This window comes from Allobosea sp. Tri-44 (genome assembly GCF_004123845.1).
Taxonomy (GTDB): domain Bacteria; phylum Pseudomonadota; class Alphaproteobacteria; order Rhizobiales; family Beijerinckiaceae; genus Allobosea.
This window is the reverse complement of the sequence record NZ_NBDP01000064.1, coordinates 139,527-164,387: the sequence shown is the minus strand read 5'-3', so window position 1 is coordinate 164,387 and position 24,861 is coordinate 139,527. Positions and strand designations below refer to the sequence as shown.

The window sequence follows — 24,861 nt, the reverse complement described above, 5'->3', positions numbered from 1 at the left end:
CGCTTTAAAAGACGTCGAATTCGACCCGAAACCGCTTGTTTCGGGCGGAGTTCGTTCCATTCTGTACGAATTGCACCACGATATGCGTGTACTTCGCAGGGCGCTCTTCTAGAGGTTGAAGACGCGGTGCGGGACGAATTCCCCCTGCGCGATCGAGCCAGTGGCGATGAGTACGCCGCCACTGACCGCGTAGACCGCCTCCGCCTCCAGCGGCGCGTCGCGGCCACGCAGCAGCACGCTTTGGCCGCGCTTGAGCCTTAGCGCCGCGTCGCGATGCACGGTGATCTCGGGGATCAGCGCCAGCGCGGCCGAGACCGGCAGCAGCGCCTGTGCGGCATCGTCGCCATCGCGCAGCGCCTCGACCGTCGCCGCCTCCGTGACCGCGAACGGCCCGACGCGGGTCCGGCGCAGATGCGCGACATGGCCGAGGCAGCCGAGCGCCAGGCCGAGATCCCTGGCGATGGCGCGGACATAGGTGCCCTTGCCGCATTCGGCTTCGAAGGTGGTGGTCGGGCCGTCATGCCGCACGATGCGCAGCGCGGTGATCTCGACCGGGCGCGCCTGCAGCGTCACCTCCTCGCCGTCGCGGGCGAGGTCATAGGCGCGCTCGCCGGCGATCTTGATCGCCGAGAACTTCGGCGGCACCTGCTGGATCGTCCCGGTGAAGCGCGGCAGCAGTGCCGCGATCGCGGCTTCGTCGGGACGATCCTCCGAGGTCGCGACGACGCGGCCCTCGGTGTCGTCGGTGTCGGTCTGCGAGCCCCAGGCGACGGTGAACTCATAGGCCTTGCGCCCGTCCATCACGAAGGGGACGGTCTTGGTCGCCTCGCCGAGCGCGATCGGCAGGAGGCCTGACGCCAGCGGATCGAGCGTACCGGCATGGCCGGCCTTCTTGGCGCAGAAGGCACGCTTCACCACGGCGACGGCGTGGGTCGAGGTCATGCCGACCGGCTTGTCGAGCACGATCCAGCCATGCACGTCGCGCTTCTTCGGGCGCGGGAGCCGGCCGCCATCGGTCTCGGCCGGGCGGTTCTCGTCAGTCATCGTCATGGTTCTTGTCTTGCTGGTCCGGTAGATCCTGATCGATGCGCAGTGGCTGCTTCAGGATGTCCTGGCGCACTTTCTCCGAATAGAGCAGCGCATCGACGCGCTCGGCCTCGGCGAAGCTCTCATCCTGCAGGAAGCGGACGTTCGGCGCGTATTTCAGGTTTACGCGATGGGCGATCTCGCCGCGGATATAGCGCGTATGCGAGGCCAGCGCCTTCAGCACCGGCGCGACGTCCTGGCCGCCGAGCGGCATGATGTAGCAGGTCGCGAGTTTGAGATCGGGCGAGAGCCGGACCTCCGGCACGGTGATGACGTATTTGGCCAGCACATCGTCATGGATGTCGCCGCGCGCCAGCATCTCCGCCAAGGCGTGGCGGATGAGCTCGCCGACGCGGAGCTGGCGTTGTGACGGGCCGGTTGATTTTATTGCCTTAGCCATTGGCGTCAGCCTTGCTTATTGGCGCCGACCCAAGTCGCTCTTGAAACAGCGCAAGGGCAGCAAAAGTCGCAGCAGCAACGGAATGAAGAATTACATCCGCTAGCGTGGTCGGGCGAACACAGCCCTCCCGCATCGCGGCCTGCCAGATCGGTTCCCCTGGAGTTTCAAACCAAAGAAGCACCAGGCTAAGCATCGCGAGAACGCAGAGAATCCCCGAAAGCCAAGAGCGTTTTGCCAGAATCGCTATTGCAGCCAGTCCGGCAAACCAAAACAGCTTGGCTTGGAGCGAAAGTCCCGCTGGCCCCTGATCTGGTGTCCACCCCTCACCGACGATCTTGTCGCAAACCTCTGCAAATGCGGGTGTAACTTGCGCGCACAGCCATAGGCCAGCGAACAAGGCCAAGCCTGCCGAAAACGGGATGGGAGTGTGCTTCGCCATAAATCTCGTTCTCCGGGATCGGACCGGACGGACGGGTTTGAAACGTCATGGCCGGGCGAAAGCCCGGCCATCTGGACTATCCGGGGAGCAAGCGAGCCGATCAGAGCGTCCGCTTGATCTCCTCGACGCGATAGCACTCGATCACGTCGCCCGCGCGCATGTCCTGGTAGTTCTCGAAGGACATGCCGCACTCCTGGCCCGCCACCACTTCCTTGGCGTCGTCCTTGAAGCGCTTGAGCTGGCCGAGCTTGCCCTCGTGGACCACGACGTTGTCGCGGATCAGGCGGACATTGGCGCCGCGCTCGATCGTGCCGTCGGTGACGCGGCAGCCGGCGATCTTGCCGACCTTCGAGACATTGAAGATCTCGAGGATCTGGGCATTGCCGAGCATGGTTTCGCGTAGGGTCGGGGCCAGCAGGCCCGACATCGCCGCCTTCACATCGTCCACGAGATTGTAGATGATGTTGTAGTAGCGGATTTCGACGCCGGCCCGTTCGGCCGCCTCGCGCGCTTCCTTGTGGGCACGGACGTTGAAGCCGATCACGGCAGCGCCCGAAGCCTGGGCGAGCGTGATGTCGGATTCCGTGATCCCGCCGACGCCGGACGAGAGCACGCGGGCGCGGACCTCGTCATTGCCGACCTTCTCGAGCGTGCCGACGATGGCCTCGACCGAACCCTGCACGTCGCCCTTGACGACGAGCGGGAATTCCTTGCGGCCAGCGCCTTCCTTGAGGTCGCGCATCATCTCGGCGAGCGAGCGGCCTGCGCCCGATCCGCCGCCGCGTGCGGCGATGCGGTCGCGCTTCTGGCGCTCGCGGTAATCGGTGATCTCGCGGGCGCGCGCCTCGGATTCGACGACCGCGACGCGGTCGCCGGCCTCGGGCGTGCCGTTGAAGCCGAGCACCTCGACCGGGAGCGACGGCAGCGCCTCCTTGATGTGGGCGCCGGTATCGCCGATCAGGGCGCGGACGCGGCCCCATTCCGAGCCGGCGACGATGATGTCGCCGGTGCGCAGCGTGCCGCGCTGGACGAGTACGGTCGCGACCGGGCCACGGCCGCGGTCGAGCTTGGCTTCGATCACGGTGCCTTCGGCGGCGCGCTCGGGATTGGCCCTCAGGTCGAGCAGCTCGGCCTGCAGGGCGATCGCCTCGAGCAGCTTGTCGAGGTTCTTGCCGGTCTTGGCCGAAACCTCGATCTCCAGCGTCTCGCCGCCGAGCGGCTCGACCTGGATCTCGTATTGCAGCAGCTCGGAGCGCACGCGATCGGGGTTGGCGTCCGCCTTGTCGATCTTGTTGATCGCCACGATCAGCGGCACCTTGGCCGCCTTGGCATGGTTGATGGCCTCAACCGTCTGCGGCATCACGCCGTCATCGGCCGCGACGACGAGCACCACGACGTCGGTCACCTTGGCGCCGCGGGCGCGCATCGCCGTGAAGGCGGCGTGGCCGGGCGTGTCGATGAAGGTCACCTTCGAACCATTCGGCGTCGTCACCTGATAGGCGCCGATATGCTGGGTGATGCCACCGGCTTCGCCGGTCACGACATGGGTCTGCCGGATCGCGTCGAGCAGCGAGGTCTTGCCGTGGTCGACATGGCCCATGATGGTCACGACCGGCGGACGCGAAACCAAAGCCTCGTCGGTGTCCGGCGTGTCGAACAGGCCTTCCTCGACGTCGGATTCGGCGACGCGCTTGACGGTGTGGCCCATTTCCTCGGCCACGAGCTGGGCGGTGTCGGCGTCGATCACATCGGTGATCTTGTGCATCGCGCCCTGCTTCATCAGCAGGCGGATGACGTCGACGCCCCGCTCGGTCATGCGGTTGGCGAGTTCCTGGATGGTGATCGTCTCCGGGATGATCACCTCACGCATCACGCGTTCCTTGGCGACGTCCGAAGCGCGATGGCCCGTCATGCGCTGCACGCGGCGGCGGAAGGAGGCGAGCGAGCGGGTCCGCTCATCGTCTCCGCCGGTCGCAGTCGACAGCGTCAGGCGGCCGCGGGGCTTTTCACCGACCTTCGGGGTCTTGGGCGCAGGGGCGGGCGCGCCTCGGGGCGCGCCGGGAGCGCCACCGGGACGGCGGAAAGCGGGACGCGCCTCGCCGTCATCGGGACGGCTGCGCGGTGCGCCGGCTGAAGAGGGGGCCTGCCGAGCGGGCCGCGCGACGAGCGGCTCGGCCGTTGCATTGGCGTCGGGGCGCGGCGGCCGCGGCGTGTCGGCGCGCGGACGGCGGACATCAAGGCTCGGCGGCCTTGCGCCGACATCGCGCATCGGCGGACGGGGCCCGCCGAATTCGCGCGATTCCCGCGGGCCCGAAGGAGCGGGGCGCGGCGTCTGTGCGTAGGTCGAGGCCGGGGGAGCGCTGGCAGATGCTGCATCGCGCACCGGCGCGGGCCGCGGCGGCGCAGCTTCCTCGTTCATGCGCTGGCGGGCTGCGCTTTCGGCCCGGCGCTTGTGCTCGTCTTCCTGCCGGCGGCGGTCTTCCTCCTCGCGCTGGCGGGCCTGGGCGGCGTCGCGCTCGGCGCGCTCACGCTGTTCGCGAGCGGCGCGCTGGCGCGCTTCCTCCTCGGCGTGGGAGCGGGCCTCGGCCTCGCTGGCGCGCGCATCGGAGAGGGCGCGCTGACGCGCATCCTTCTCGTCGTCCGAGAGCGTGCGCAAAAGCATGCCGCTGGCCGGCCGGTTGACCTGGGGGGCCGCCTGAGGCGGTTGTGGCCGCGTCGGCGCCGGAGCAGCCTGAGGCGGCTGGGGCGCGCGCGCTACCGGAGCCGGAGCCGGCTCGTGGCCGGCGGCGCGGCGCTTGACCTCGACGACGACCTGCTTCGAGCGCCCATGCGAGAAGCTCTGCCGGACCGTGCTCTGTTCGACAGGCCGCTTCAGCGACAACGTCTTGGGAGGCGTCACGCTCAAGGTCTTGTCGCCTGGGGTCTTGGTATCACTCATTCCGCGTTCGGTCCTACCGGTTCGGTCTTCGTCTGGTCACGTGCGTCGGATTCAGTCGGGTCCATGAACGCCGTTTCGCCAGCATCGTTCGTCCGATAGCGGACGAGCCGACGCCAGCGCGCGAGGAAACCCTCAGTCGCCGGACCCGGAGCAAGCGCTGCATGTATCACATGCTCACGCCCGAGCGCCAGTTCCAGTTCAGTCGCAGCGAAAATCGCTACGACCGGTATCTCTTTCGGCGTCGCCGCCCGCCGGAGTGCCTGGCCGATCTTGCGTCTGCCGTCCTCGGCGCCGTCGCTGGCGGCGATCACCGCAGCAGGGCGTCCAGATTCCGCCTGTGCCTCGACTTTGGCAAAGCCGGTCGAGACCAGTCCCGCCTTGTTCGCCATGGCCAGCGCCTGGATCGCATCCCTGGTCAGAAGGGCGTCGACCTCGGCGGCCAGATCAGGCGACACCGTCACCTTCGTCTTCAGCGAGCGCTCGAAGGCGCGCCGCTTCACCGCTTCGCCGACCGCAGCGGCGCTGAGCGAGACCCAGACGCCGCGCCCCGGAAGCTTGCGCCTGATGTCCGGCACCAGCACATCGCCAGGGCCGACCACGAAGCGGATCAGATCTTCCGGCGCCCGCGCCTGCCGCGTCAGCGCGCAGGTCCGCTCCGGACCCTCGCGCAGGCCGCGCCGGCTCATCTCGCGCCGTTCGGGGCTCAGGCCTGCGACTCCTCGGCCTCGGCTTCAATCTCGGCATCGGGCTCCGGTGCCTCGACCCAGCCCGCCTTGATGCGTGCCGCCATCACGATCGCCTCGGCGTCCTGCCGCGACAGGTCGAAGCCGTCGAGATAGCCGGCATGACGGGTGTTCTCGCCATCCTTGCGCTCGGTCCAGCCGACGAGGTCGTCGGTGGCACAGCCGGCGAGATCCTCGACGTTCTTCACATCGTTCTCGCCGAGCGCCACCATCATCGCGGTGGTGATACCCTCGATCTCACGCAGCTCGTCTTCGACACCGAGCGCCTTGCGCTTCTCGTCGAACTCGGCCTCGATCGCGGCAAGATACTCCTGGGCGCGATTCTGAATCTCGGCAGCGGTGTCCTCGTCGAAGCCCTCGATCGAGGACAATTCGGTCGGCTCGACATAGGCGACCTCCTCGACCGAGCGGAAGCCTTCCGAGGCGAGCAGCTGGCCGACCGTCTCGTCGACGTTGAGCGCGTTCATGAACAGCTCGGTGCGCTGCAGGAATTCCTTCTGGCGGCGCTCCGATTCCTCGGCCTCGGTCAGGATATCGATATCCCAGCCGGTGAGCTGCGAGGCGAGGCGGACGTTCTGGCCGCGGCGGCCGATGGCGAGCGAGAGCTGCTCGTCCGGCACCACGACTTCGATCTTGTCGGCTTCCTCGTCGAGCACGACCTTGGCGACCTCGGCCGGCTGCAGCGCGTTGACGACGAAGGTCGCGACATCGGGCGACCACGGGATGATGTCGATCTTCTCGCCCTGCAGCTCGCCGACCACGGCCTGCACGCGCGAGCCGCGCATGCCGACGCAGGCGCCGACCGGGTCGATCGAGGAATCACGGCTGATCACCGCGATCTTGGCGCGCGAGCCCGGGTCGCGGGCGACGGCCTTGACCTCGACGATCCCGTCATAGATCTCCGGCACTTCCTGGCCGAACAGCTTGGCCATGAACTGCGGATGGGTGCGCGACAGGAAGATCTGCGGGCCACGCGGCTCGCGGCGCACGTCGTAGACATAGGCGCGGGCGCGATCGCCGACCTTGAAGGTCTCGCGCGGGATCATCTCGTCGCGGCGGATGATCGCCTCGCCGCGGCCGAGATCGACAAAGACATTGCCGTATTCGACGCGCTTGACCGCGCCGTTGACGATCTCGCCGATGCGGTCCTTGTACTCGTCGTACTGCCGGTCGCGCTCGGCCTCGCGCACCTTCTGCACGATGACCTGCTTGGCCGATTGGGCGGCGATACGGCCGAAATCGAACGGCGGCAGCGGATCGGCGATCACGTCGCCGACCTGGGCGGCCGGGTTATGGCGCTTGGCTTCGTCGACCGTGATCTCGACGGCGCCGTTCTCGACGAGATCGACGACCTGGAGATGGCGCGCCAGCCTGAGCTCGCCTGATTTTGCGTTGATCTCGGCGTGGACGTCGGTCTCGGCGCCGTAGCGCGAGCGCGCCGCCTTGGCGATCGCGTCCTGCATCGCGTCGATCACGATCTGGCGGTCGATCGACTTCTCGCGGGCGACCGCCTCGGCGATCTGCAACAGCTCGAGCCGGTTGGCGCTAACAGCCATGGCGCTCACTCCTCTTCCTGTGTGTTCTGCACTGGCCCCTTGGCACCCTTGCCCGGCTTGCGGGCCTTGGGATCGCGGGGGCCGAGCGACTTGCCGCGCCCGGGCACGGGCTGGGCGATCTCGTCGGCAGGCGGCATATGCGGCGCCAGGCCGGACTTGCCGCGCCTGAGCGATTCGGTGATGAGCGCGTCCGTCAGCATCAGGCGCGCCTCGACGATCAGCCGCATCGGGATCGCGACGTCGCGTTCCTCTTCCGTCTTGGCATCGTCGCGCGTCAGCAGGGCATCGGTGCCACTGGCGCCGCGCAGGATGCCACGGAAGCGCTTGCGGCCGGCATGGGGCTCGCTGGTCTCGATCTTGGTCAGATGGCCGGCCCAGCGTTCGAAGTCGCTGGGCCTGACCAGCGGCCGGTCGATGCCTGGCGACGACACTTCGAGATGATACGCTGCCTGGATCGGATCGTCGACATCGAGCGCCGGAGAAACCGCCTGGCTCACGGCCTCGCAACCTTCGACGTTCATGGTGCCATCGGGCAGCTCGGCCATGATCTGGACCGTGCAGCCGTTTTGGGCGGTGACGCGGACGCGCACCAGCCGATAGCCGAGATCCATGATCGCCGGCTCGATGATCGTGGCGACGCGTGCGGCAACGCCGCTCTCGACGACGATCCGTGCTTCCTGGTCCTGGCCGTTCTGCTCGCCCATCCGTATGGCTCGCCCATCTCCCGCGGCGCGCGCGTTCTCTAGCAAAAAGTTTAGCGGCGGATTCGCCAATCAGATTGTTCCAACCTGATTGGATCCGGCTCCAGGCTCGTGGAAGGGTTCGGCCAATAAAAAAGAGCGGGCCGGTGGGCCCGCTCTTGATCGCCGGCTTACACCGAAACCAGAGCTGTTGGCCGCTATCTAGTCCTGTTTCGACGATCTTGCAAGCGTCTCCGCGATTGCGGCGATCCCGCTAACCCACTGGTCATTCTTCGCTGTTACGACAGGGGGATGGTGTGTCGCGAGGTTGCGTGATGAGTCCTGTCGGTACATTGCTGCGCGATCTCGAGACGACGATGGCGCGGGGCTCGAACAGCGAGCGCGCCGCGATCCTGGCGCGGCTGACGGATCTTTTCCTTAGCACGGCCGAAAATATGGGCGAGGACCAGGTCGGCGTCTTCGATGTGGTCATTGGCCGCCTCGCGCGTGCGATTGAGATCAGGGCGCGCATCGAACTGGCTGAGCGGCTGGCACCCGTCCCCAATGCGCCGAGCGGCGTCGTCCGCCAGCTCGCCCTCGACGAGATCGCGGTCGCCCGACCGGTTCTCGTCGGCTCGCCCCGCCTCAGTGACCATGATCTCGTCGCCGTCGCGGCGGCGAAGGGGCGCGACCACATGCTCGCCATCACCGAGCGCCCCGATCTCGGCGAGCCGGTCACCGATTTCCTGATCCTGCGGGGCGGTCGTGTCGTGACGCATGCGGTCGCTGCCAACCAGAGCGCCCGCTTCTCTCGGCATGGCATGGGCGTCTTGGTCATGCGGGCTGCTCAGGACGATGCCCTGCAGGCGACGCTCGGCGCCCGCGCCGATATTCCGGCCGATCTCGCCGAGCAGCTGATGGCTGCGGCCAAGACGTCGGTCCGCCGCCGGCTCGAAGCCTCGCTTGAACCGGCCCTGGCGGGTGCGGTCGCCGGCGCGGTCGAACGCGGTGCCGAGGCGGTCTCGGTCCAGGCGACCATCGGGGACGAGCTCGGCCGGTTCGGTAAAGCACTGGCCGACGTCAAGGCCCTCGACGAGGCCGCCAAGCTCGACGAATCCGTGATCGCGCAATATGCGACGTCCGGCGCGGTGGAGCATGCCATTTGCGGCGTCGCCACTCTGGCTCGCCTGACCCTGCCGGCGACCGAGCAGATCGTGTTCGGCCCGGATCGCGACGCCGTCCTGCTGGTCTCGCGCGGCATGGGCTGGTCCTGGGAGACGACCAAGGCGCTGATCGGCCTGCGCAAGGGTGATGGCAAGTCGGCGGCATTGCTTGAGCGGGCCCGTCAGAGCTTCCGCAACCTCACGCCGACGACGGCCCAGCGCGTGCTCGGCTTCCTCAGGATGCGCGACGGTGCGCAGTCAGATAGCTCGGCACCCGCCCGGCCTTGACCGCCTTGGCCTCGTAGCGCGTGCGGACCCAGCCGGGATAGGGCCGGCGCCAGTCCTCGGCGCTCTCGTCAGCCCAATCGAAATCGGGCGAAGCGATGAGCCGCGCCAGCGTCCAGCCGACATAGTCGTCGATATCGCTGGCGAAGCGGAAGCGGCCACCCGGCCGCAGCACCCTGGCGAGCAGCGCCAGTGTCCGCTCCGAGACGAAGCGGCGCTTGCGCTGACGGCGCTTGGGCCACGGATCCGGATAGAGCAGATCAGCCGCGTCGATGCTCCCGGCCGGTAGCAGCGGCAGGAGCAGTGCGGCATCGCCGTCCCAGAGCCGGATGTTGCGCAGACCCTCCTGTTCGATCACGGCCAGGAACTTGGCCATGCCGTTGACGAAGGGCTCGACGCCGATGAAGCCGATCTGCGGACTCTCCCGCATGCGCGACAGGAGATGCTCGCCGCCGCCGAAGCCGATCTCAAGTCGGACAGCCTCGACGGGAACGGGGAAAAGCGCCTTCAGGTCGAGGATCGGTCCTTCGGGCAGGCGAAGCGCCGGCAGGGTCTCGGCGATGCGCTCGGCCTGGCCCTGGCGCAGCCCCTTGCCCTTGCGCCGGCCGAAGAAGGCCCGCTCTGAATCGTGCTGGTCTGTTGTCATGAGGGACGCCTTTACGGCGCGCGGGCCAAAAGAAAAAGGCCGGGGTGTTGCCCCGGCCTCGATTCGTGCGGTGACGGCTGGATCAGGCGACGGCCTTCTTCAGCGCATCGACCAGATCGGTCTTCTCCCAGGAGAAGCTGCCGTCGCGGCCGGCCTTGCGGCCGAAATGGCCATAGGCTGCCGACTTGGCGTAGATCGGCTTGTTGAGGGCCAGATGGGTGCGGATGCCGCGCGGCGTCAGGTCCATGACCTTGCCGAGCACGGCTTCGAGCTTGGCTTCCTCGACCTTGCCGGTGCCGTGCAGGTCGACATAGATCGACAGCGGTTCGGCGACGCCGATCGCATAGGCGAGCTGGATCGTGCAGCGATCGGCGAGCTTGGCTGCGACGACGTTCTTGGCGAGATAGCGCGCCGCGTAAGCCGCCGAGCGGTCGACCTTGGTCGGATCCTTGCCCGAGAAGGCGCCGCCGCCATGGGGAGCTGCGCCGCCATAGGTGTCGACGATGATCTTGCGGCCGGTCAGGCCGGCGTCACCGTCAGGGCCGCCGATCACAAACTTGCCGGTTGGGTTGACGTGCCAGACAGTGTCCTTCGAGATCCATCCATCGGGCAGGGTCTGCCGGATATAGGGCTCGACGATCTTGCGGACATCGGCCGATGAGAGCGTCTCGTCGAGGTGCTGGGTCGAGAGCACGATCTGGGTGACGCCGACCGGCTTGCCGTTCTCGTACTTGACCGTGACCTGGCTCTTGGCGTCGGGGCCGAGCTTGGCCGCTGCGCCCTCGCCGGCATGGCGGGCTTTGGCGAGGACCTCGAGGATCTTGTGGGCGTAGTAGATCGGAGCCGGCAGCAGCTCCGGGGTCTCGCGGCAGGCATAGCCGAACATGATGCCCTGGTCGCCGGCGCCGACGTCCTTGTTGCTTGCCTCGTCGACACCCTGAGCGATGTCGGCCGACTGCGGATGCAGCAGCACGTCGATCTTCGCCTTCTTCCAGTGAAAGCCGTCCTGCTCGTAGCCGATGGTGCGGACCGCCTTGCGCGCCGCCGACTTCACCTTCGACTTGATCTGCTTCTCGTCGAGATGGGTGCGGACCTCGCCGGCGACAACGATGCGATTGGTGGTCGCGAGCGTCTCGGCGGCGACGCGCACCTGCGCCGGATCATGCCCCGCCTTGATCGCTTCCTTGAAGAACAGATCGACGATCTCGTCGGAGATCCGGTCGCAGACCTTGTCCGGATGGCCTTCGGAGACGGATTCGCTGGTGAAGAGATAGTTCTGGCGGGACACGGGTGGGGGATCCTTCCCAGGCTGCGATGCGACGCCGACGGATCGCCGGGTGCAAATAAAAAGCGCAGCGTCTTTTGCAGCGGAAAGGTTCGCCGTCAAGGCAAGAAATTCTTTTCATCGACATTTTGTTCGTCGAGGCGAACAAAAAAAGGCGGAATCAGGCAATTTCCTCGGAGTCATGTGCCAGAGCTTCGACCAGGTCGATGACCCGTCGACGTACGCGCGGGCTCTTGATGCGCACAAACGCCTTCGACAGCTGTATGCCCTCGCTCGTGGCCAGGAAGTCCGCGACATAGGCAGTAGCGGCAGTGTCGGTGAAGCCGCCTGCTATCGCCTCTCCGGCTGGGGCACCCTCGAAAAAGAAGGCGACGGGCACGCCCAGCATCTTGGCGATCTGCTGCAGTCGGCTGGCACTGATTCTATTGGTGCCCTTCTCGTATTTCTGCACCTGCTGAAAGGTCAGGCCGAGCGCATCGCCGAGTTTCTCCTGGCTGATTCCCGCCAGCATGCGTTGCATGCGCACACGGCTGCCGACATGGCGATCGATCGGGTTCGGGAGTTTCTTCAGCATGGGCCGTTCACCTCGTCACACAGTCAATCGCACTTCCGATCGCGCGTCTACCGCCGCCCCTTGAAGGAAATAGACGGGTATTCGTTGGTATGCGTTGATTCTTGGCCGCTCTGGGCCGAAGCTGGCATCGTCAGGGAAGGCGGGACATGTCGGGACGGCATTTCAACGCGGGACGGGACGCGCTCGATTTCATCGACCGGCTGAGCGGCCTCACCGATCCGACCACGGTCGTCGCCGCCCTGCGCGACAAGCTCGCAGGCTATGGCTTCCACGCCTTCCTGATCACCGGACTACCGGAGATCGGGGACCGGATCGATCCGCTCGTCCTCCTCAATGGCTGGCCGCCGGGCTGGTTCGAGCTCTATCTGGAGAAGTCTTTCTCGGACTGGGATCCGATCGCGGCCTATTGCAAGACAACGATCGATCCCTTCGCCTGGGGCGACGTTTATCACGAAGATGAAGCATCCTCTCGGCAGCGCGAGGTGATGCATCGGGCGCGCGACTTCAACATGATCGAAGGCTTCTGTGTTCCGATCCATGGTGAAGCGGGCTTCCAGGCCGTCGTCACCATGGCGGGCGATCGGCCCGACCTGTCGCGCCAGGCCCGCTCGGCCATCCACCTGATGTCGATCTACGCGCATGGCAAGGCGGCGGATTGCTTGCGACCGGCGCGGCTCGATCACGTCCTGACCGTCCGCGAGCGCGAGGTCCTGACCTGGTTTGCGACCGGCAAGACGACCGAGGGCGTCGCGGAACGCCTCGGTGTTTCGCCGGGGACCGCAGAAGCACATTTCGAGAACGCCGCCAGGAAGCTCGGTGTCCGCGGGCGCACGCGCACGGTCATCGAAGCCTACCGCCGCGGCGAAATCAGCATCTGAACTGAAATCCGACCGCATTCTTCCGGGATTCCGGAATACCCAGCCCTAGAAAAAGGCGGCAGCCTGCACTCCTTCAAGGGAGGGAAGGCGGCAATGATCCATATTGTCGATGCCGGCAATCGGCATCTCTACGGGGCAGAAATCGAGCAGCATTTCAGGATTCGGCACCAGATCTATGTCGGCGAGCGCAAATGGATGGCGCTCGAACGGCCCGATGGTCGGGAGATCGACCAATTCGACAACGAGGATGCGACTTATCTGCTCGCGCTCGAGAACGGGCGCGTGATCGGCGGCACGCGGCTGGTTCCGACGCTGTCCCCGCATCTGATGGCAGATGTGTTCCCGTTTCTGGCCGATGTGCGCGGGCTTCAACGCGGCAGCGACATCGTCGAGTGGACGCGCATCTTCGTCGTGCCGGACCGGCGCGGCGCCGACAGCAAGGTCCTGCACACCGTTCTGGCCGGCATGTTCGAGCATTGCCTCGCCAACGACGTCGCCGCGATCACGGTCGTGATGGAAACCTGGTGGATGCCGCGCTTTCTGGAGCTGGGCTGGGAGGTCCGGCCGCTCGGCCTGCCGGCGATGATCGACGGCATGAGCTGCGTCGGCACGATCATCACTGTGAGCGAAGAGGCGTACCGTCGCACGCTTGCGTTCAAGGATATTGCTGCACCGGTGATCCAGCCACGCCGCGAAGCAAAGCGGGCTCCGGGTGAGCGGAGGATTCCGCATGGCTAGTCAGCACGATGCCGACAGCAGCCGCGCCAAGATCGAATACGCGCTGGGACTACTCACAAACCTGCTTCGTAACCAACCGATGCATCAGGAGCTGGTGGATGTCGCCTACCGCATGGACTTGCCGGACGAGCTCTGGCTTGCGGTCCAGATCCTCTCAATGTCGGGGCCGGATCAGGTGAAGCTCCGGGATTTCCTGCTGGTGAATCCCAATCCACAGCTACAGCGGATCAGTCGGAGCACGCTTGTTCTGACTCAGGAGGCGGCGCCGGTTCTGCACTGAAGCGGCGCGAGAACAATTCTCATCCGCATATGCAAGGCAGATTTGCCGGTCAGGTCCTCCCAGCCTGACCGGTCCGCTACCGCGTTCCGAGTAACCGAGTGCTATTGCTCGATGGTCTCGGCCGGGAGGTCGGCGAGCGAATCGACCAGATCGACGATCCGGCGGCGCACGCGCGGGTTCTTGATGCGCACGAAAGCCTTGGTCAGCTGCACGCCCTCGCTGGTGGCGAGGAAATCGGCGACATAGGTCGTGGCCGACGCATCGGCGAAGCCGCTTTCCATGGTATCGTCGTTCGGAGCGCCGTCGAAGAAGAAGGCAACAGGAACGCCCAGCATCTTCGAGATCTGCTGCAGACGGCTGGCGCTGATCCGGTTGGTGCCCTTCTCGTACTTCTGCACCTGCTGGAAGGTCAGGCCGAGCGCTTCCCCGAGCCTTTCCTGGCTGACGCCGGCAAGCATGCGACGCATCCGGACGCGGCTGCCGACATGACGATCGATCGGGTTGGGTACTTTCTTCAACATGGCTCGCCGGTCCCCTTAGTTTTTCTTCGTCCAGACCTGTCGGCGGCCTATTGAAGGCCAGGCGCCACCGACCATTCGGCGGTCTTCCCGTAAGAAAGTTCCAAATGGGATCACCGTCGTCGCATTAATACTCCAGCGAGCATTAAGCTGGCAACTACACCTGCGAAGAAAAGGTCGCCGAAGCGTGAATAGGGCGTAGCCGGCCCTGCCCGCGGCAGTGAGGTGTCGAGGACGCCCGTCTCGCCGAGGGGCAGGGCCGCGCGGATTCGCCCATAGTGATCGAGGACCGCCGAGATTCCGGTATTGGCGACGCGTACCAGCGGCAGCCCTTCCTCGATGGTGCGCAGGCGCGCCTGGGCGAGATGCTGATAGGGCCCGCTCGTCTGCCCAAACCAGCCATCATTGGTCAGGTTGAGGATGAAGCCCGGCCGTGGACCGCTCGGCATCGCCTCGCCCGGAAAGATCACCTCGTAGCAGATCAGCGCCGCAGCGGGCGGCAGGCCGCGGATTGCCAACGGCGTGCGCCGGCTGCCCGAGGCGAAGCCGCCGGGAACCGAGACGAACTCCGACAGGCCCACGGTGCGGATCAGCCGTTCGAGGACGGGCGGCAGGTATTCGCCGAAGGGGACGAGATGCACCTTGTCGTAGCTGCCGGTGATCACCCCCTCGTCATTCACCACCTGGATCGAATTGTAGATCGGCGGCCGGCTCTCGCCCGGCAGGGTCTCGCCGGCGCGGGCGGCGCCCGTGATCAGCGTCGCGTTCGGCGGCAGCAGCGCAGCGATCCGTGCCAGTGCCTGCGGTGTGCGCCCGAGCAGGAAAGGGAAGGCCGATTCGGGCCAGATCAGATGCGTGGCGTCCTGCACGCCGGTCGTCGCCGGGCTGGTCGCGCGATCGCTCAGAGCGAGGTAGTGCGACAGGATCATCTCGCTGTTGCGTGGGCTGAACTTGGCGTCCTGCGGCAGGTTCGGCTGCATCAGGCGCAGCTTCACACCGCTGACCGCCGCGACCGGCTCGCCGGGAACCCGCCAGGCGCCCAAGCCGGCCATGGCGGCGAGCGCCAGGGCCGCCAGCGCCGGAGCCCGCCAGCGCGCCCCTCCGCCCTCGCCGGTGCCGAGCACTGCCGGCGCCGCGCCGATCGCGACCGCGAGCGCCGTCAGTCCGTAGAGCCCGATCAGGCTGGCGCTCTGGGCGAACCAGGTCGGTCCGGCCAGCATCATGCCGTAGACGTTCCAGGGGAAGCCGGTGAGGATATGGCCGCGCAGCCATTCGCTCAGGGCCAGCACGGCGGCCAATACCAAGATGCGGCCGGCCCCGGTGGGCCAGATCGCACGCGCCAGCATGAAGCCGAATGCCGGGAAGAGCGCCAGGAAGGCGGGCAGCGCCACGACGCCGAGCGGCATCGCCCAGGCGAATTTGTCGGCCTCGACCAGGAAGGCGGCGCCGAGCCACCACAAGCCGGCGAGGTGATAGCCGAAGCCCCACCACCAGCCCGCCGTGGCAGCCGCCCAGAGGCGACCGCGACGGCTTTCCGCGACGGAGCCGTCGATCAGCCAGATTGCGGCCGTCATCGGCACGGCCATCAGCGGCCAGAGGTCGAGCGGCGCCAGCGCTAGCGCTCCACAGGCCCCGCAAAGAAGCGCAATCAGTCTGCGCGGCCAGCCCCAGGCGAGGATGGCACGGTCGGCCAGCGCCGGCAGGCTTGTCATGCGGCGTCCGGCGTTGCTGGCGGTTCGGCGGTGACCGGGTCTCGGCGATGGATGCGCAGGCGCTTGACCCGGCGCGGATCGGCGTCGAGCACCTCGAATTCGAGCTCCTCGGGCCCCTGGATCAATTCGCCCCGCACTGGAACGCGGCCGGCCAGGGTCACGATCAGCCCGCCGAGCGTATCGACCTCTTCGGCGACCTCGGCGCTCGACAGATCGATCCCCGTCGCCTGCTTCAGCTCGTCGAGCGTAGCGCGAGCATCGGCGATGAAGCGGTTCTCGCCGGCGGGCGCGATCGCCGGGGCTTCGTCGAGGTCGTGCTCGTCCTCGATGTCGCCGACGACGATCTCGACCAGGTCCTCGATCGAGATCAGCCCGTCGGTGCCGCCATATTCGTCGATCACCAGGGCGATATGGGTGCGCGTCGCCTGCATCCTGACCAGGAGATCGACCGCCGGCATCGAGGGCGGGACATAAAGCACCGGCCGCAGAATCTTGGCCTGGGCCAGCGTCATCGACAGGTCGATGGCCCCCAGGCTCGGCCCAGCATTGACCTCCGCCTCACCGCGCGCGCGCCGGCCCGACTTGGCTCGGGCGGCGATGAAATCGAGGAAGTCGCGGATGTGGATCATTCCGCGCGGGTCGTCGAGCGTCTCGCCATAGACCGGCAGCCGCGAATGGCCGGCGGTGCGGAATAGCGCGAGCAGGTCGCCGAGCGTCGCCTCCGACGAGACGGCGATGATGTCGGCGCGCGGCACCATCACGTCGGCGACGCGGCGCTCGCGCAGGCTCAGCACGTTGGAGAGCATCGCCCGCTCTTGCGGGGAGAGGTCGGTGATCTGGCCGCTGTTCTGCGCCAGCGCCTCGGTGATGTCCTCGCGGATCGAGCCGCCTTGGCGCAGGCCGAGCTTGTCGAGGAACTGGCCGAGCCAGTGTGACAAGCCGCGGCCGCTTGGCTCCGACGGTGAGGAGGATCGAGACTCGTCGCTCATGGCGCTGTTTGGGTTTCCGGGTTCTTGGCCGCTGGACGGGGCTGCATGGGTTCCGGGTCCGAGCCGGCATAGGGGTCGGCGATGCCGAGCCGGGCGAGCGCCGCGGTTTCGAGCGACTCCATGCGCTCGGCCTGATCCTCGGTCTCGTGGTCTTCGCCGAGAAGGTGCAGCAGGCCGTGGATCACGAGATGGCTGAGATGATCGCCGAAGGACTTCTCCTCGGCTTCAGCCTCGCGGGCGACCGTCTCGAAGGCGAGCACGATGTCGCCGATGACCGGGCTTGCGGCGATCTTCTCCGGCGGCGCAGCCGGAAAGGAGAGCACGTTGGTCGCCTTGTCGAAGCCCCGCCAGTCGCGGTTGACGATGCGGATGCGCTTATCGTCGGTCAGGAGCAGGCTGAGCTCCGCTCCCGGCAAGGTCTTGACCGGGGCGAGCGCCAGCCCGGCCTCGACGGCGGCGACGATACGAGGCCGCAAGTCCGCGACCTCGCGCCAGCGTCGCGACTGGGTACGGATATCGAGCGAAGGCCCGCTTATGGCGGGCTCCGATGTCCCGGTTCGCGGCGCCGCGCGCCGCGATCGAGGTCGGTCCTTCATCGCGGACGCTCCCGCGACAGCATGCGCTTCAGCCCGTCGGCATCGCCCTCGACAGGCGCGTCCGGTGCAGGCAAGGCGGCGAGGCGGGCTTCGCGCTCGTCGCGCTCCCTTCGGGAGGCGTCCTCATAGGCCATGACGATGCGGCGCACGAGCTCGTGGCGCACCACGTCGCCTTCTTCGAAGCGGGCGTGCCCGACCCCCTCGACGCCGGACAGGAGCCTGACCGCTTCGACCAGGCCCGAGCGCTGGCCCGGCGGCAGGTCGACCTGCGACGGATCGCCGGTGATGATCATCCGCGAGCCCTCGCCCAGGCGGGTGAGGAACATCTTCATCTGCACCGAGGTGGCATTCTGCGCCTCGTCGAGCAGCACGACGGCGTTGGTCAGCGTCCGCCCGCGCATGAAGGCGAGCGGGGCGATCTCGATCATGCCGGTCTGCAAAGCGCGCTCGACATGGCGTGGCTCCATGAAGTCGTTGAGCGCATCGTAGATCGGCCGCAGATAGGGATCGACCTTCTCGCGCATGTCGCCGGGCAGGAAGCCGAGCCGCTCGCCGGCCTCGACGGCGGGCCGCGACAGCACCATGCGCTCGACCACGCCCTGCTCGATCAGCGAGACGGCATGGCCGACCGCGAGCCAGGTCTTGCCGGTGCCGGCCGGGCCCTCGGCGAGCACGAGCTCATGGCGCTTGAGCTGGCGCAGATAAGCATCCTGCGCCGCGTTGCGGGCCCGAACCGGCCCGCGCTTGCGTGTCACCACCGCGTCGAAGGCGGCCTTGCCGGCATTGTCGGAGGGAAAGAGCGAGCGCTGCACATTGCTCTCCTCGATCGCGCCGTCGACCTCACCGAGATTGACGGCGGCACCGGTCTTGGCGCGGGCATAGAGGGTCCGCAGCACGCGGCTCGCCTGCTCGGCGGTCTCGCGCGGGCCCTTGATGGTGACGTGATTGCCGTTCGGGCTGACGACGATACCGAGACGGCGCTCCAGATGCGCCAGATTCTGGTCGTAATGCCCGAAGACCAGGCCAGCGGTCTGGTTGTTGTCGAAGGTGAGCTCGACCTCGGCGCCGGGCAGACCCTCGCGCGTCAGCGGCTCGTCGCGGCGTGCGCCGCGCTCGGCTCTCGGGTTGAATTGATCGGCCTGGGCCAAAGCCATTGTCTCCATTCGGAATGAGTCGGACAGGCGCAGTCAGAAGCAATCATCGCAACGCCGACGCCATCGTACGCTACGTAACCCAACTCTCTCAGGCGGCCAGGTCCGGCCGCTCGACAGCGCGGCCGAACAGCGAATTCGACCCGGCGCGCTCGATCTCCACCATGATGCGGTCACCGATACGATGTGTCGTGCTTTCGATCTGCACGGCCTGCATATAGGGCGTCTTGCCGGCGAGCTGGCCGGGATGCCGGCCTGTGCGCTCGATCAGGATTTCGACCGTGCGCCCGACCATGGCGTGGTTGAAGGCCTGCCGGTGGTCCTCGACCAGCGCCTGCAACCGGTGCAGCCGCTCGTCCATCACGGCGAGCGGGATCTGCTCGGCGAGCTCGGCCGCAGGCGTTCCGGGGCGCGGCGAGTACTTGAACGAATAGGCCGAGGCGAAGCGCACATCGGCGATCAGCCGCAGCGTCTCCTCGAAATCCGCATCGCTCTCGCCTGGGAAGCCGACGATGAAGTCGGAGGAAAGCGCAATATCCGGCCGCGCGGCGCGGATCCTGTCGATCAGCCGGCGATACTCGTCGCCGGTATGCTTGCGGTTCATCGCTGCGAGGACCCGGTCGGAGCCCGCCTGTACCGGCAGATGCAGGAACGGCATCACCTGCGGCAGGTCGCGATGGCTGGCGATCAGCTCGTCGTCCATGTCGCGCGGGTGGCTGGTGGTGTAGCGGATGCGTGCGATGCCCGGCACCTCGGCGATGCGGTGCATCAATCGCGCCAGGGTCCAGACGCCGCCATCCGGCCCCTCGCCATGATAGGCGTTGACGTTTTGGCCGAGCAGCGAGACGTCCTGCACGCCGGCTTCCGCCAGCCGCTTGACCTCGGCGATCACCTGCGTGACGGGACGAGAAAACTCGGCGCCGCGGGTATAGGGCACGACGCAGAAGGCGCAGAACTTGTCGCAGCCTTCCTGCACGGTGACGAAGGCCGAGATGCCGCGCGCCAGGATCACCGCCGGCTTGGGCGCCGGCAAATGGCCGAACTTGTCCTCGGGCGGCAAATCGGTGTCGACGACGCGGCCGCTCTTTGCCTGTGCGAGCAGCGCCGGCAGGCGGTGATAGGTCTGCGGGCCGATGACGAGGTCGACCGCTGGCTGGCGCCGCTGGATCTCGGCCCCTTCCGCCTGCGCGACGCAGCCGGCGACGACGAGCGTGGTCTCGCGCCCCTGCGCCTTCCGCTCGCGCTTGAGGTCGCGCAGCTTGCCGAGTTCGGTATAGACCTTGTGCGCCGCCCGCTCGCGGATATGGCAGGTGTTGAGCAGGATGAGGTCGGCATCATCAGGCGTCGCAGTCTCGACATAGCCCTGCTGACCGAGGACGTCGGCCATGCGCTGGCCATCATAGACGTTCATCTGGCAGCCATAGGACTTGATGTGGACTTTCTTCATCAACGCTGATCCGGCCTCAACCGCGTCTCCTTATCCCAACCGCCGCAAGGATGGGAATCATATCGCCGCCGCTCGCAACTACGCAATATCCGGGCCGCAACAGTCCGCAGCCGATGCGAATCTGGCTCAGGTGCGTGACCGGCCGGTGACGGCCTCCTGACGCGCCCGCCGGATCGAAATCTCGGCGAGGCGGGTCGCCTCCTTGCGCGAGAGCTTGCGGCCCATCCGAATTGGCTCGCCCCAGGCGAGCTCGACATCGATGGCGCCGGAATTGATCATCGCCTGGAAATGCGGCGCGAGTTCGGTGTCGCCGTACCAGGATAGCGCCGAGCGCTCGGCCCGCCCGCCGCGCAGCCCGTGAAAACCCGTATAGGTGACGCAGAGCGGATAGACCGTGGTCTCGGCCTCGTCGGCACCGCGCACGGCTTCGTGAGCTGCCCCGAGCAGCGAGGAGCGAAGCGGCAGGACGCGTGTCCCGTCGCCGGTGGTGCCTTCGGCGAAAAGCACGACACACTGCCCGTCCTGTAGGCGGCGGCCCATCTCGCTGGCGACGCCGGCAGTGGCGCCGCGGCGCATCCGGTCGATGAAGACGGTGCGCTGCAGCGTCGAGAGCCAGCCGACTACCGGCCAGGTCGCGACCTCGGCCTTGGCGACGAAGGAGAGCGGACCGGTCGTGCCGATGACGGGGATGTCGAGCCAGGAAGTGTGGTTGGCGACGATCAACCCGCCCTGTCCGGTCGGCGGAGCCGCACCGCGCGTGCTGATGCGCACGCCGAAGCAGCGGCAGCCCAGTTTCTGGAACAAGCGGGTGAAATAGAACGGCCGCCCGAGGCGCATTGCGACGAGCTGCGGCGGAATCAGGATGAGCGTGCCGAGGACAAGCAGCGCGAGCCGAACCATGGCGCCGGGACGGAGGCCTTTCATGCTGAGCCGTTCATTCTCTGCGTTGGCGCCCCGCTAGTGCGGCACCGGCTATAGTCGCACCTCTGACGGCCGTCTACGCCGCCGGCGCGAGGAGACTCAACCGAGATCGCGCCGCATGACCAGCGCGGCGGTGCGGCTGCCGTCCGGCTTCGGATAATAGCCCTCGCGGCGACCGACGGTCTCGAAGCCCAGCCGGCGATAGAGGGCGATCGCCGGCGCATTGCCCTCCTCGACCTCGAGGAAGAGCCGTGTCGTGCCACGCGCCGCCAACTGCGCCAGATGGGCGGCGAGCAGCGCCTGCCCGAGTCCGGATCGGCGCCTGGCGCCGCCGACGACGATGCTGAGGATTTCTGCTTCGTCGGCTGCGATCCGCGACATCACGAAGCCGCAGGGCTCGCTGGCACTGCCGGTGAACACACCCTCGCTGACGACCGCGCGGTCGGCGAGCAGCGCCGCGCATTCACTGGGGTCCCAGTGCCTCGCGAAGCCACCCTGATGGTGCAGGGCTGCGACCTGCCTGGCATGACGGACGTCGAGCGGCCCGGTCCGACCCGTCGCTGGCCGGCGCCTGAACAGGGATTGGAGCCAGCTCATCGTGGTCTAGCGCCGCGGCAGCCGGGCGCGGTCCTGCGGCGTCGTTTCCGGCGCCTTAAGGTAGAGCGGGCGTGGCGGCGCGCTCTCGGGATCGGCGATCAGACCGAGCCGGGCCACCCAGATCACGTCCGGCGCCCTGGCATCGTCGACGACCAATGCGTCGAGCCCGATCGCCCAGGCCTCGTTGGCGACGGCGAGCGCGGCCGAGCCGACCAGCGAAACCGGACCCGCTCCGATGGCGCGGGCAGCGTCGCGATGGTTGACCTGGCGAATCGAAACCAGCTGCTTGCCGTGCGCATTCAGCGCTTGGAACCAGACTTGGCCGTGCCTGGCATCGACCGCAGCGGCGACGACGCGTCCGCCCTCGCGGCCGATGAAGGGCGCTGCACTCGCAGCTAGCGTCGAAATGCCGACTGCGGGGATGCCGGCAGCGAGCGCGATCGCCCGGGCGGCGCTGATGCCGACGCGCAGGCCGGTATAGCTCCCAGGGCCGATGGTCACGGCGACGCGGTCGAGCGAGGAGAAGCCGCCTTCCGCCTTGCCCATGACGCGCTCGATCATCGGCATCAGCGCCTCGGCATGGCCGCGCTCCATGGCGGTCTGCTCGATTGCCACCGGAGCAAGCTCGCCGGCGTCGAGGACGCAAGCCGAACAGGCGCCGAGCGCGGTGTCTATCGCGAGAATGCGCATCAGGGCTGGGTCCGGACGATTGCGGTGCGGCTATTTGCCAGTGTCATGCCCTGAATCTGACGGTGATCAAACCGCCTCGACCTCGCGAACCTGCGGCAGGAAATGGCGCAGCAGGTTCTGGATGCCGTGCTTCAGCGTCGCGGTCGAGGAGGGGCAGCCCGAGCATGAGCCCTTCATAACGAGGTAGACCGTGCCGTCCTTGTAGCCGCGGAAGGTGATGTCGCCGCCATCGCCGGCGACCGCCGGGCGGATGCGGGTCTCGAGCAGTTCCTTGATCGTCTCGACGGTCGCGGCGTCCTCGTCGGCGAAGAACTCCTCCTCGCTCTCGGCGAGTTCGTCGGTCGGGGCGCCCTCGCTCATCAGCGGCGCGCCCGACATGTAATGTTCCATGATCGCGCCGAGGATGGCGGGCTTGAGATGCGGCCACTCGCCCTCGGCCTTGGTCACGGTGATGAAGTCCGAGCCGAAGAACACGGCGGAGACGCCCTTGACGCCGAACAGGCGGGTGGCGAGCGGCGAGCGCTCGGCGAGGGCCGGGTCGCGCAATTCGACCGGGCCTTGCGGCGAGACGCTGCGGCCGGGCAGGAATTTCAACGTGGCGGGATTGGGTGTCGCTTCGGTCTGGATGAACATGTCTTTGTCTCCGGCGCCGGCGGGTCAAGGCCGCCGTTCCTGACACCGATATAGGCCTACAGCTGGAATCATTCCAGCGGTGGAGCATGTCCAGGCGAAGTGGAAACCGGTTCGCCGTCAGGACATGCGGCAACTCGACAGCATCCATCAGGCCAGCGCGTCAATCTCCTCGTCGGCGAGATGGCCGGGCACGATCGCGACCGGGATAGGGAAGCTGCCGGCGCCCTTGCCCGCGAGCGCGCTGACGAGCGGGCCGGGCCCATCGCGGCCGGTGCCGGCGGCGAGCACCAGCAGCGAGATGTCCTCGTCCGCCTCGATCAGCTTGACCATCTCGTCGGCCTTGATGCCGGTACGCACGACTTTTTCGGGCTCCAGCCCGGCGAGCGAGCGCACGGCGGCGGCTGCCACGTCGATCAGTTCCTCCGCTTCGGCTTCAGCGTCGGCTTGCACCATGTCGCCGACGCCGAGCCAGGTCTCATCCGGCGGCGGGGTCACCACGCCGAGCAGTACGATCGACGCGCCGAGGCGGGCGCAGCGCCGCGCCGCAAAGCGCACAGCCTTGGCGCATTCGGGACTGTCGTCGACGACAGCGAGGAATTTCGGGCGATGGCCCGTCTCGTAGGACCGCCGTCTCTTGACCATTGCTATCGCCTCGGCGCGCTTTCCGATCGACCGGTATCTGTCGATCGATCAGAATTCGCGCCCACTCTAGGGTCAGGGCATGTTCTCATCGCAAAAGCGGTCCCCACTTTTGCGGAACATGCCCGCCGATTTCAGGACGTCTCATGGTGACAGGCGTCGCAAGGTCAGCGCAAGCCTTCCCGCGTCACCTGCCGGATCAGCGCCGGCGGACGAAACCGGTGATGTCCTTGACGTCGCGCATGATCGGAGCGGCGATTGCGGCGGCGCTGTCGGCACCGTCGCTGAGAATGCCGTCGATATGGCTGGGGTCGGCCAGCAGGCGGCGCATCTCCTCGGCAATCGGCGCGAGCTTGGCGACGGCGAGTTCGACCAGAGCCGCCTTGAAGCCGGAAAACTGGCTGCCGCCGAACTCGGCCAGAACCTGGGCCTTGGTCTGCTCGGCGAGGCCGGCATAGATGCCGACCAGGTTTTCGGCCTCGGCCCGGCCCACCAGCCCCTTCTCCTCCGAGGGCAGCGCTTCGGGATCGGTCTTCGCTTTCCGGATTTTCTGGGCGATCATGTCGGCGTCATCGGTCAGGTTGATGCGCGAATAATCGGACGGATCCGATTTCGACATCTTCTTGGTGCCGTCGCGCAGGCTCATCACGCGTGGCGCCGGCCCCTGGATCATCGGCTCCGGCAGCGGGAAGAAGCCGAGCTCGCCGGTCCCGAGCCCGAGCTTGCCGATCTGCTCGGCGAAGTCGTTGTTGAACTTCTGGGCGATGTCGCGGGTCAGCTCAAGATGCTGCTTCTGGTCCTCGCCGACCGGGACGTGCGTCGCCTTGTAGAGCAGGATGTCGGCCGCCATCAGCACGGGATAGTCGTAGAGCCCGATCGAGGCGTTCTCGCGGTCCTTGCCGGCCTTCTCCTTGAACTGGGTCATGCGGTTGAGCCAGCCGAGGCGCGCGACCGTGTTGAACACCCAGGTGAGCTCGGCATGGCAGGCGACCTGGCTCTGGTTGAAGATGATGCTCTTCTTCGGATCGACGCCGGCGGCGATATAGGCGGCCGCGACCTCGCGCGTGGCGCGGGTCAGTTCGGCCGGGCCGCCCCAGACGTCGAAGCCCTGCGTGATCGCGTGCATGTCGACGACGCAATAGATGCAGTCATGGGTCTTCTGCATCGCGACCCAGTTCACCAGCGCGCCGAGATAATTGCCGAGATGGAGCGTCGAGGTCGGCTGCATGCCGGAGAAGACGCGGGGAGAGAAAGCGGCCATGGGCGCTCCGTCGTCA

Annotated in this window: 26 protein-coding genes; 4 read left to right on the top strand and 22 right to left on the bottom strand. The window is 67.1% G+C overall.

What is annotated here, in order from left to right:
- Nucleotides 1-108 precede the first annotated feature (108 nt).
- From truB to rimP, 7 genes are all read right to left on the bottom strand, one after another.
- Nucleotides 109-1,050 (bottom strand): tRNA pseudouridine(55) synthase TruB, encoded by a 942-nt coding sequence (truB, locus tag B6S44_RS28560; protein WP_129160396.1) that lies wholly within the window; start codon nucleotides 1,048-1,050, stop codon nucleotides 109-111.
- Nucleotides 1,037-1,486 carry a 30S ribosome-binding factor RbfA gene (gene rbfA / locus B6S44_RS28555; protein ID WP_129160395.1) on the bottom strand — a complete coding sequence of 150 codons (450 nt, stop codon included), beginning with the start codon at nucleotides 1,484-1,486 and terminating at the stop codon, nucleotides 1,037-1,039. Before rbfA ends, truB begins: the two co-directional genes overlap by 14 nt.
- Nucleotides 1,479-1,925: a hypothetical protein gene (locus B6S44_RS28550; RefSeq protein WP_129160394.1), complete on the bottom strand. Its 447-nt coding sequence runs from the start codon at nucleotides 1,923-1,925 to the stop codon at nucleotides 1,479-1,481. The genes rbfA and B6S44_RS28550 overlap by 8 nt, the downstream gene beginning before the upstream one ends.
- Nucleotides 1,926-2,025: 100 nt before the next feature.
- Entirely contained in the window at nucleotides 2,026-4,863 is a 2,838-nt protein-coding gene (infB, locus tag B6S44_RS28545; RefSeq protein ID WP_129160393.1) for a translation initiation factor IF-2, read from the bottom strand.
- Nucleotides 4,860-5,549 (bottom strand): RNA-binding protein, encoded by a 690-nt coding sequence (locus B6S44_RS28540; protein WP_129160392.1) that lies wholly within the window; start codon nucleotides 5,547-5,549, stop codon nucleotides 4,860-4,862. Before B6S44_RS28540 ends, infB begins: the two co-directional genes overlap by 4 nt.
- Nucleotides 5,550-5,566: 17 nt before the next feature.
- A complete protein-coding gene (gene nusA, locus B6S44_RS28535; RefSeq protein WP_129160391.1) occupies nucleotides 5,567-7,162 on the bottom strand; it encodes a transcription termination factor NusA in 1,596 nt (531 codons plus the stop codon).
- A gap of 5 nt (nucleotides 7,163-7,167) precedes the next feature.
- Entirely contained in the window at nucleotides 7,168-7,866 is a 699-nt protein-coding gene (rimP, locus tag B6S44_RS28530; RefSeq protein WP_129160390.1) for a ribosome maturation factor RimP, read from the bottom strand.
- Nucleotides 7,867-8,177: 311 nt separating this feature from the next.
- On the opposite strand from rimP, the gene B6S44_RS28525 reads away from it, so the two are divergent.
- Complete coding sequence (locus tag B6S44_RS28525; protein WP_129160389.1) at nucleotides 8,178-9,293, top strand: DUF2336 domain-containing protein; 1,116 nt, start codon at nucleotides 8,178-8,180, stop codon at nucleotides 9,291-9,293.
- Here B6S44_RS28525 and trmB read toward each other — a convergent pair.
- The 3 genes from trmB to B6S44_RS28510 all read right to left on the bottom strand — a co-directional run bounded on the left by trmB (nucleotide 9,241) and on the right by B6S44_RS28510 (nucleotide 11,795).
- Entirely contained in the window at nucleotides 9,241-9,936 is a 696-nt protein-coding gene (gene trmB / locus B6S44_RS28520) for a tRNA (guanine(46)-N(7))-methyltransferase TrmB (protein WP_129160388.1), read from the bottom strand. The two genes, B6S44_RS28525 and trmB, sit on opposite strands and share 53 nt — an antisense overlap.
- 82 nt (nucleotides 9,937-10,018) lie before the next feature.
- Entirely contained in the window at nucleotides 10,019-11,224 is a 1,206-nt protein-coding gene (gene metK, locus B6S44_RS28515) for a methionine adenosyltransferase (protein ID WP_129160387.1), read from the bottom strand.
- A gap of 157 nt (nucleotides 11,225-11,381) precedes the next feature.
- On the bottom strand, nucleotides 11,382-11,795 hold the full coding sequence (locus B6S44_RS28510; protein WP_129160386.1) for a helix-turn-helix domain-containing protein: 414 nt from the start codon (nucleotides 11,793-11,795) through the stop codon (nucleotides 11,382-11,384).
- A gap of 146 nt (nucleotides 11,796-11,941) precedes the next feature.
- Here B6S44_RS28510 and B6S44_RS28505 point away from each other — a divergent pair, with 146 nt between their 5' ends.
- From B6S44_RS28505 to B6S44_RS28495, 3 genes are all read left to right on the top strand, one after another.
- Nucleotides 11,942-12,673, top strand: a complete 732-nt coding sequence (locus B6S44_RS28505; protein WP_129160385.1) for a LuxR family transcriptional regulator — start codon at nucleotides 11,942-11,944, stop codon at nucleotides 12,671-12,673.
- A 93-nt stretch (nucleotides 12,674-12,766) separates the two neighbouring features.
- The gene (locus tag B6S44_RS28500) at nucleotides 12,767-13,411 is read left to right on the top strand and encodes an acyl-homoserine-lactone synthase (RefSeq protein ID WP_129160384.1); all 645 of its coding nucleotides are present in this window, start codon (nucleotides 12,767-12,769) and stop codon (nucleotides 13,409-13,411) included.
- Nucleotides 13,404-13,691: a hypothetical protein gene (locus tag B6S44_RS28495; RefSeq protein WP_129160383.1), complete on the top strand. Its 288-nt coding sequence runs from the start codon at nucleotides 13,404-13,406 to the stop codon at nucleotides 13,689-13,691. Before B6S44_RS28500 ends, B6S44_RS28495 begins: the two co-directional genes overlap by 8 nt.
- Nucleotides 13,692-13,792: 101 nt before the next feature.
- Here B6S44_RS28495 and B6S44_RS28490 read toward each other — a convergent pair whose 3' ends face one another.
- The 12 genes from B6S44_RS28490 to trpS form a co-directional block, all read right to left on the bottom strand.
- Nucleotides 13,793-14,212 (bottom strand): helix-turn-helix domain-containing protein, encoded by a 420-nt coding sequence (locus tag B6S44_RS28490; RefSeq protein ID WP_129160382.1) that lies wholly within the window; start codon nucleotides 14,210-14,212, stop codon nucleotides 13,793-13,795.
- A gap of 110 nt (nucleotides 14,213-14,322) precedes the next feature.
- Nucleotides 14,323-15,921, bottom strand: coding sequence for an apolipoprotein N-acyltransferase (gene lnt / locus B6S44_RS28485; RefSeq protein ID WP_129160381.1), 1,599 nt, complete (start codon nucleotides 15,919-15,921; stop codon nucleotides 14,323-14,325).
- A complete protein-coding gene (locus B6S44_RS28480) occupies nucleotides 15,918-16,910 on the bottom strand; it encodes a hemolysin family protein (protein ID WP_129160380.1) in 993 nt (330 codons plus the stop codon). The genes lnt and B6S44_RS28480 overlap by 4 nt, the downstream gene beginning before the upstream one ends.
- Nucleotides 16,907-17,386: an rRNA maturation RNase YbeY gene (ybeY, locus tag B6S44_RS28475; RefSeq protein ID WP_248309811.1), complete on the bottom strand. Its 480-nt coding sequence runs from the start codon at nucleotides 17,384-17,386 to the stop codon at nucleotides 16,907-16,909. The genes B6S44_RS28480 and ybeY overlap by 4 nt, the downstream gene beginning before the upstream one ends.
- 116 nt (nucleotides 17,387-17,502) lie before the next feature.
- Nucleotides 17,503-18,660, bottom strand: a complete 1,158-nt coding sequence (locus B6S44_RS28470) for a PhoH family protein (RefSeq protein ID WP_129160378.1) — start codon at nucleotides 18,658-18,660, stop codon at nucleotides 17,503-17,505.
- Between the two features lie 88 nt (nucleotides 18,661-18,748).
- Nucleotides 18,749-20,104 (bottom strand): tRNA (N6-isopentenyl adenosine(37)-C2)-methylthiotransferase MiaB, encoded by a 1,356-nt coding sequence (miaB, locus tag B6S44_RS28465; protein ID WP_129160377.1) that lies wholly within the window; start codon nucleotides 20,102-20,104, stop codon nucleotides 18,749-18,751.
- Between the two features lie 126 nt (nucleotides 20,105-20,230).
- The gene (locus B6S44_RS28460; protein WP_129160376.1) at nucleotides 20,231-21,028 is read right to left on the bottom strand and encodes a lysophospholipid acyltransferase family protein; all 798 of its coding nucleotides are present in this window, start codon (nucleotides 21,026-21,028) and stop codon (nucleotides 20,231-20,233) included.
- Between the two features lie 96 nt (nucleotides 21,029-21,124).
- Nucleotides 21,125-21,622 carry a GNAT family N-acetyltransferase gene (locus B6S44_RS28455; protein WP_129160375.1) on the bottom strand — a complete coding sequence of 166 codons (498 nt, stop codon included), beginning with the start codon at nucleotides 21,620-21,622 and terminating at the stop codon, nucleotides 21,125-21,127.
- A 6-nt stretch (nucleotides 21,623-21,628) separates the two neighbouring features.
- Nucleotides 21,629-22,312: a tRNA (adenosine(37)-N6)-threonylcarbamoyltransferase complex dimerization subunit type 1 TsaB gene (tsaB, locus tag B6S44_RS28450; protein ID WP_129160374.1), complete on the bottom strand. Its 684-nt coding sequence runs from the start codon at nucleotides 22,310-22,312 to the stop codon at nucleotides 21,629-21,631.
- A gap of 66 nt (nucleotides 22,313-22,378) precedes the next feature.
- Nucleotides 22,379-22,945 (bottom strand): NifU family protein, encoded by a 567-nt coding sequence (locus tag B6S44_RS28445; RefSeq protein WP_129160373.1) that lies wholly within the window; start codon nucleotides 22,943-22,945, stop codon nucleotides 22,379-22,381.
- A gap of 147 nt (nucleotides 22,946-23,092) precedes the next feature.
- Nucleotides 23,093-23,587: a universal stress protein gene (locus tag B6S44_RS28440; protein WP_110491809.1), complete on the bottom strand. Its 495-nt coding sequence runs from the start codon at nucleotides 23,585-23,587 to the stop codon at nucleotides 23,093-23,095.
- A 196-nt stretch (nucleotides 23,588-23,783) separates the two neighbouring features.
- Nucleotides 23,784-24,845: a tryptophan--tRNA ligase gene (gene trpS, locus B6S44_RS28435; RefSeq protein WP_129160372.1), complete on the bottom strand. Its 1,062-nt coding sequence runs from the start codon at nucleotides 24,843-24,845 to the stop codon at nucleotides 23,784-23,786.
- Between the last annotated feature and the right edge of the window lie 16 nt (nucleotides 24,846-24,861).